General features: G+C 47.1%; 6 protein-coding genes and 1 pseudogene. All 7 read right to left on the bottom strand.

The genetic code is table 11. The features are described 5' to 3' along the window. Positions 1–825: 825 nt before the first annotated feature. Complete coding sequence (locus tag BW928_RS10900) at positions 826–1,362, bottom strand: TIGR02594 family protein (RefSeq protein WP_076556243.1); 537 nt, start codon at positions 1,360–1,362, stop codon at positions 826–828. Between the two features lie 8 nt (positions 1,363–1,370). Then, positions 1,371–1,739 carry a hypothetical protein gene (locus BW928_RS10905; protein ID WP_076556244.1) on the bottom strand — a complete coding sequence of 123 codons (369 nt, stop codon included), beginning with the start codon at positions 1,737–1,739 and terminating at the stop codon, positions 1,371–1,373. An 8-nt stretch (positions 1,740–1,747) separates the two neighbouring features. Then, the gene (locus tag BW928_RS10910; protein WP_076556245.1) at positions 1,748–2,386 is read right to left on the bottom strand and encodes a hypothetical protein; all 639 of its coding nucleotides are present in this window, start codon (positions 2,384–2,386) and stop codon (positions 1,748–1,750) included. Next, positions 2,383–2,685 (bottom strand): hypothetical protein, encoded by a 303-nt coding sequence (locus BW928_RS10915; protein ID WP_076556246.1) that lies wholly within the window; start codon positions 2,683–2,685, stop codon positions 2,383–2,385. The genes BW928_RS10910 and BW928_RS10915 overlap by 4 nt, the downstream gene beginning before the upstream one ends. Continuing rightward, entirely contained in the window at positions 2,682–3,545 is an 864-nt protein-coding gene (locus tag BW928_RS10920) for a phage tail tip fiber protein (protein WP_076556247.1), read from the bottom strand. The genes BW928_RS10915 and BW928_RS10920 overlap by 4 nt, the downstream gene beginning before the upstream one ends. Positions 3,546–3,731: 186 nt before the next feature. Next, the gene (locus tag BW928_RS10925; protein ID WP_076556248.1) at positions 3,732–7,685 is read right to left on the bottom strand and encodes a TipJ family phage tail tip protein; all 3,954 of its coding nucleotides are present in this window, start codon (positions 7,683–7,685) and stop codon (positions 3,732–3,734) included. A 146-nt stretch (positions 7,686–7,831) separates the two neighbouring features. Beyond that, positions 7,832–8,014, bottom strand: a pseudogene (locus BW928_RS12180) (tail assembly protein); the annotation flags it as partial.

An 8,014-nucleotide genomic window follows, 5' to 3' on the forward strand; every position in this document is an offset into this window, starting at 1 on the left:
GGGGGAAAACGGCAAAGCCTTGATATATCTAGCTTTGTAGGGGTCATTTTCCCATTTTCCCCATTTTCCCCTGTTTTTATGTTTTTGGTGTGTTTAATTAGTAAGTCTGCTATTGGTAGTATAATGCCAGCACCGCCCGTTATTATGCCAGCGGTATTACTGCCGTAATAATACCAGCCGACACAGCCAAGCGATGCCAAACAGGGCTAAAATGGGCAGATGTGTTATAAAATGGCACATTACCGCCAAATTCAAAATGAGCTTTAATTAAAATCTTGCATGACTGATAGCACTTGGCGGGGGGTATGAAAAACTTCCAAACACCGCCCCAGCGGACACCGCACCCCATCTCTTGTATAAAAAAATTTCTTATTTTTGTAATTTTTTTCCTGATTTTATCCGTATTGATTTAAAATAGGCAAAAATCATTATGTAAATATTCCCATATGATAAGATAGGTGATATATGGGATAAATTGGGCGGAAAAACTTCCAAACCACCCAGACCAACAGGGGCGGTTTTAAAGTAAAATTAGCTATTGCTAGAAATCCACCCCACTATCTTTATTTTGCGTTGTTAAAACCCTATAGGGGCTTATCCGTCCCAAAGTTAAGATTTTTTGGGGCAAGTGCTAAATTGCAATACCTTGATTTTTGTATCTCTATTTGTATCTCTGCTGGGTACGGTTTTTAATAACTGTTTATAAATCAATATGTTATATTATTTGTTAAGGTGACGCCATCTCCACCAAATAAATCCTTAAAAGTCAATTACTTAGGTGATTGGCTTTTTTATTTGACTTATTTTTGACTTATTTTACTTTTCTTAAGCCTCATTCGTACTTACCTTGCCATTGCTCTTAAGCACGGGCAGCGCAAATCGCCCTGTAGCTGGTAACTCTTGCGTACCGCACCAGCGATAGCCAAGCACGCGGCTTTTGTCAAATGGCGCAATGCTGACTTGGTCGGACTGATTACCGCCCAGCACCATCAGATTACCACGGCTATCATGACCGACGACAAAGCCGACATGACCGCTTGAGCCCGTGCGACTACCCCGCCAAAAGACGACCACGCACCCATAGGCAGGATTATTGAGCTTGGTGCCAGCCGTCAGCCACGCACGAGCCATCGGGAATGATTTGGGGATGTGTCGCCCTAGTCCTGCTTTAGCAAGCACACCGCCGACAAAGCCCCCGCACCATGCTGTTTCGTCGTTTTGAAACGCCCCAACTTGACGCTGACCCGTCGCAGCAAACGCCGCACGCCATAGCTCAAGCACAATCGGATTATGCTTAGCGCCCTTAATCTCTCGTATGCCTAGATAGCCACGTGCGATTTTAATCCAGTTTAATTCATTCATATTTTCACCTACTTAAAAATAGACTTAAATGTCAATTTAATCTCTGCGATAATCTCGCTTAGCTTTTTATCCGTCAATGACAATAGCGCCGACTGATACAAGATGCCGACGAGCGTCATGCCAAAGACACTGCACAGCATCATCACAAAGCCATGCGATGTGTGCGACCAGTGCGACCAGTCCATGTACTCGATGAGCCATGCACCCGACAAAAAGCCGAAGACCGCGCTAAATGTAATTTTCACAAACACGCCAAAGCTCAGCTTGAGCCTGCCATCGCTGTCAATATCGCCTGTCAATGTCATCGCAAAGACTGCGCCGATAATCACGGCAAAGACTTTGACGAAAAACGGTAAATCCGCTAAATTATTTGGCATTACTCCTCCTATAAACCTGTTAAGTCCACCAAAAGCGGTGGTTGTGTTGCTGTTAATACGTTGCTTGGCACATCGCCAAAACCTCTGAGCGTGTTACCATCTCGCCAGTAAAAATACCTAGCACTGGTATCATGCTCATACGACCCCGTGTACGACTCATAATATCCATTGCTGTAAGTTGTGTGAGCGGGTGAACGTGTATATAACAAGCCGTATTGTTTACTAGGGTCTAACAACAAGTCGTTTTGTGCATAACCAAGAATTTTTAAATATTTCAGCCTGCTATCAAAAATCAGCTCGCCCGTGGTTTCACTGTAGATTTTTAGACCTGCCAGCCCTGTTGTTACTGCAGTAGCGGGATTGCCAAACAGATAAAAAGTATTGATTGCATGCTGCACAGAAACGGATATTAGTGCACGAGCACGACCGCTAATGTTGTGTGTCACCCATAGCCCAATCGCAGAGCTTTGGCTATTTGCGATTGGCAAGACCACCACGCCCAGATGGTCAAAGCTTACCTGCATAGGCAAGTTTCCCCGGTGCCGTTGCATATACTCAGCACTCAATGTCACTTTTTGTACCAATGCAATATTTTTGTGTTTGCCATCAATCAAAATCTGACCATTTGGCTTATATAGGCGTATCATAAACTTGCCACTCCTATATAGAGTTTCTGCGTCAATGGCGTGCGATTGTTGTAAGTAACCCTATTGCCGCTTTGGCTTAACTGTAGCACCTTGTCCATTGCCGAATCATATTCTTCGGCACCGTAGGGGCTGTAATCAGCAAACCAAAAGGCAAAGACCGCACCCGACTCATTAACCACAATTTCGCCAGCGGTATTTTGCGGCACATCGCGAATCTCTATGATGCGCGATGTGTTACTCGCCAAATCAAACAAAACCCTGCCAGTAGCAGGGTCATAGCATTTGATATTTGCACTCATAACAATCCCATCTCCATCAATAATCGACCTTGTGGGTCTCTTAGCTCAATCTTAGAGCCCGTGTAAGTAAATGTACCCCGACTATCGCTAGTCGTCAGTGTGCCGATATTAGCCGACAACGCCGACAAGCTCTGGATGCTTGCTTTGTTAATCTTGGCAATATCGATTGAGCCATTAGCGATACAAGCATTGTCGATGTATGTACCAGCAGGGACTGATACGCCATTGACCGTGCGGGGCATGGTTTGTACCGTGAACGGTAAAACGCCTTTACTCGTACCGGTAGGCGGTGCGATATAAAACTGGTCAGCACGCACGGCAAACGCTGATACGCCATTGCTACTCATCAAGCCGATGCCCGACACAATCCCGCCAGTTTGCACCTTGATTGTGTGCTGAGCTGATAGACCGTCAGCGGTGGCTTTGACTTGGCTGATTTGCTCCAATGCAGCTTGATTGGCACTATCCACATCTTCAGGGGCAGGCGTCCAATCGGTTGCGATAGTGCCAACTTCGAGCTTTGGCTTGCTGATCACAATGTCATTATTTGATGACACATTGTTGATCAAAATATTAGCAAACTCAACATTTTTGATTTTTAGATCAGTAAAGTTGTAAGTCTTGCTAATGCGCCCACTGTATGATGCAATCGGTGCATTAAGCGTGGCGTGAATCCACCACACTGCATCGTTAGACATAATCGCTTTAATCTCAACGGTGATGCGGTATAAATCGCCATTGCGCTGTAGGTTATTGCATTTAACGTCAGCCGAAATGGTAAGATTATTTACGCTCGACCAGTCGTATTGTGCAACGCTAAAGCTTTTTGCTTGCCAAGTGATCGCGCCGCGTGCAGTCAATTGCTGATTGCTATCTAATATTAGATTACGACCGCCTACACTAATATTATCAATCTTAGCCGTCAGCGTCTGTTGAGTCTGTGCAATTGCTTGCTTAGCATCACTTGCTGACTGCTCAGCAGTAGCAACACGAGCAGAGAGCGACGCATCAGCAGACTTATATGCACTATCTAGCGCTGTGATGCGCTATGATAATGTGTTATCAGCACTAGCGCGGGCTTGTTGTTCGGCGGTGATACTACTATTGAGCGCTCTGTCAGCACTCTTATAGCTTGCATCGAGCGTATCGATACGCTGAGACAAAGCATTATCAGCGTTGGTTACAGTCTGCTGTAGCGCGCTGATGTTTGCATTAGTCTGCACAAATTGAGCATCAATGTCTTCAGGGGCAGGTGTCCAATCGGTTGCGATAGTGCCAACTTCGAGCTTGGGCTTACCGATCACAATGTCACTATTTGATGACACGTTGTTGATCAAGATATTAGCAAACTCGACATTTTTGATTTTTAAATCAGTAAAGTTGTAAGTTTGGCTAATGCGTCCGCTGTATGACGCAATTGGTGCATTGAGCGTCGAATGAAACCACCACACTGCATTGTTAGACATAATGGCTTTAATCTCAACGGTGATGCGATATAAATCGCCATTGCGTTGTAGATTATTGCATTTAACGTCAGCCAAAATGGTAAGATTATTAACGCTTGACCAATCGTACTGCGCAACGCTAAAATTTTTGGCTTGCCAAGTGACTGCGCCGCGAGCGACTAGTTGCTGATTGCTGTCTAATATTAGATTGCGAGCGCCGACTCTCAAACTATCAAACTGACTACTCATCGCATCAAGTCGCTGAGCCGTTGCACTATCTGCATCGCTTAGCGTCCGCAATTGGCTTGTGATACTTGCTTTATTGCTTTGATAGTCTGAGTTTAGATTATCAATACGTTGGCTTAGTGCATTATCTGCTGTACTGCGTGCTTGAGCTTCTGCTGTGACGCTTGCCGTACTTGCTTTGGTGCTATTTAGCGTGTTGTAGATCGCTTGTAGTGTATCGACACGACGAGACATGGCACTGTCTTTGTCAGTGAGTGACTGCTCAAGCGTTGCAATCTTAGCATTAGCTTGTGTATCAGCAGACTTATACGCACTGTCTAACGCCGTGATACGCTGAGATAGTGCATTATCGGCGCTCGTGCGTGCTTGTTGCTCAGCGGTGATACTGGCTGTATTTGCGCCAATGTCAGCGCTCATGCGTTGTATGCTTGTCGCTTGTCCTGCCTGTGTTTGCTTAATCGCTGTGATTTCGCTATTGGCATTATCCGACGCTGTCTTAAGCTGTGTATAACGCTGTGACAGCTCGCCCGTTGTCACCGCCAAATCACGGATGCTTGATGTATGACCGCCGACGGTTTGGGTCAGATTAGCAAGCTCAAGCGTTTTTGCATTATTCGCAGACTGCAACGCTGTAATATCGGCAATCGCTGCGCTGATGCGGTTGCGCTCGGTGGTGATATTGCTAACTGCTGTACTTAGGTCAGTCTTGGCTTTGGCAATATCAGCTTTGGCGGTAGTCATGCTTGCATTGAGCGCTGATAAATCAATCTTTGCAGTGTTGAGACTGTTTTCAAGCGTGCCAATTTTGCCGATTGGCGTACTCAAATCTTGATGTAGCTGACTTGCTGTAATCTGACCTGTCAGCAGGCTAAGCACTTTATCCGCTTGTGCTTCAGTCGTGCCACTTGTCCAATCCGTCCAGTCAGACACATTGCCAAGCTTATCAACGATACGGGCACGGTAAAACTGTGTCAAATTGCCTTGCAGGCCATTGACTGTATGCTTGTCAGTCGGATAAGCAAATGTACCAAGTGTGGCGATATTACTGCGACCATCTGGGCTGACTTGGATTTCGATGTAGTTGGTGTCGTCCGAGCCTGCATTAAAAATCCAACCAAGCTCCATACTAAACAGACCGCCTTTGGCGTATAGGCGTGCAGGGCGTGGCGGTTTGCCGACTTTGCCTGTGATGGCGGTAAGTTGGCTAGTCGTGGCAAGGCTCTCATTGTCGAATGCGTCAATCGCACGAACACGGGCTTGATAATTGCCACTGTACACATTGTCAATGTCGATAGATTGGCTTGCGGTTTTTGGTAAAGCAATCCAAGTATCGCTGTCGTCTTTTCGCCACTCGACACGATAAGCCACTGCACTGATGACTTGTGACCAGTCAATGCTAAGCTTGGTGATGCTGACGCCTTGCTCGACACGCACGGATTGGCTGATAGTTACCGTCTCAGGTGCGCTAATCACCGCCGTTGGGATGACGCTCACAGGCTTTGGCAAGGCACGGATGTCAATCTCGGCAGCGGCAAATTTGTCAGGATTGTACTCAACGCCTGTAATGGTAAACTTGGCAGGCTCAGACTGCACAATCGACATCACTCGTAGCTTGAGCGTCTGCAAATCGGTGCTATCCATCGCCCAGACGGCATCGACTTCGGCACGCTCAAAGGCAGTCTGTACGGTGATTTTGTTGCCATTGATGGCGGTGATGGTGCGTGTTTCGGTCACGCCGTCATTGCCATTGATCATCAGCATATCGCCACTTGCCAAAGGCTTGGTAATGGCACGGTCTAGGGTGATGATATTGTCATCAATCGCCTGCACACGACCGCCATTATCACGGCCTGCCAGCACATGATCAGACACGGCAATCACCGAGCCCACATGGGGCAAATAGCCGTCCAAGCCCACGCTAAATGTCACTGTCTGCGTCTCAAGTGCTTCAGACAGCAGTGCCCACTTACCAAGTCTGATTGCTTGCGCTTGACTGGTACAGCCAAATGCAGACATATCAAGGGTTTTTACGCCGTATTTGGCGATGGCTTGTAGGTCTGGGACAATCTCATAAGTGGTCTTGTACTCATTATCTGGGTCATCATAGGCGACTTTGATTTGGGTGTGGCGTGCATAATTGGCGGTGCCTGAATACTCAAAATCACCGATGATATTGGCGCGGCTAAAAGTGTATAGCACATCTTTTGGCAAGTCAGCATCGACGATGATTTGCTCACCATCCCAATAGGTCAAAGCGTGAAAAATCCCTGCGATGTTTTGTAAAATCTTATAAGCATCTTCACGCTGCTGCAGATAGACATTACACGCATAACGGGGCTCACGACCGCCACGGCCATCATCCACCATCTCATCACAATATTGTGCCACACGGTACAGACTCCACTTGTCCAGATGTCCGATTAGGCGATCACCGAGCGCATAGCGACGAGCGGTGCATAGGTCATAGTAAATCCAAGCGGGGTTGTTCGAGTAGGCAAGCTTAAAAGTGCCGTCCCATAATCCTGCGTAAGTGCGTGTCACAGGGTCATAGTTAGTAGGCACTTGGATAATCATGCCGTGACATTCAGCGGCGAATTTTGGGATGTTATTAAAGATTTCGGCATTAAAGCGTAAGCCAATCAATGCCGTGCATGGATAGCGCAATTTGGCATCAATCACTTCGGTCAGTGCATCAATCGTCATGCGATCGCCGACCATTTCGCTGTCTTTGTTGGCGGTGAGACGGCGAACACGGATTGTCCAGTTATTCTTAGCAGTCGGTAGGTCAATGCGGTGACTGCGTTTGTAGCCTTGTGACGCCTTACCGCTAAATTTGGTCGCCAGCACTTCACGCCATACGCCACCATCGGTTTGTACATCAATGGCATATTCGATGGTATGGCCAACTCGATCGCCGTTATCTTTGGCGGTAAAAATCGCCCCAAAGCCCAGACGAATCACCACCGCTGATAGCTTGGTGTTACGTAGTTGGCGGACAAAAGCACGGTCATGGCGTAGCTCAACATTGACACTGGTCTCGTTCTCGACTGCTGGAAAACCGTGCAGGTGCTCTTGGTCAATCGTGCCCGTGCGCATCTCCCAGCTCACACCGCCAAAGTTCTCACCGCCGTTGTCATTAATCAGTGGCGTGCCGTCCAAATAGATAGACTTACCGCCATCGACCAAGCCTAAAATCTCACCTTCGCCAAGCCCATAGACGATGCCGACTTCATTGCCTGACTGCATATTGTCAGGCATGATATAAGGCTTGGTTGCTTGTTGTCCTTTTTTCGCTCCGATGATATGCATAATTTACCCCAAAAAAATTACATGTTTTCTCTGATTTCTGCCATTGATTTTTTGAGCATATTGCCAACAATGCCCTTGCCATTCACATCGCCACTGTGATTGTGCACTCGGGTACCATCACCGATCGCCGTATCATAAGCGGTAATACCTGCTGAGACGATAAAGCCGCCGATCAGCCTGCGACCATATAGGATGGGCACGGGATTGCCCTGAGCGGTGGTGGTGACAGCACCGCCAAAGCCTTTGTTTGGTTTATTGCCATCTTCATTGGCAGGGTCAAGTTTTGGTGTTTTTGCCATCAAACTTGCCACACCACCCAGCAGCAGCCC

This window comes from Moraxella cuniculi DSM 21768 (assembly GCF_900156515.1).
Taxonomy (GTDB): Bacteria; Pseudomonadota; Gammaproteobacteria; order Pseudomonadales; family Moraxellaceae; genus Moraxella; species Moraxella cuniculi.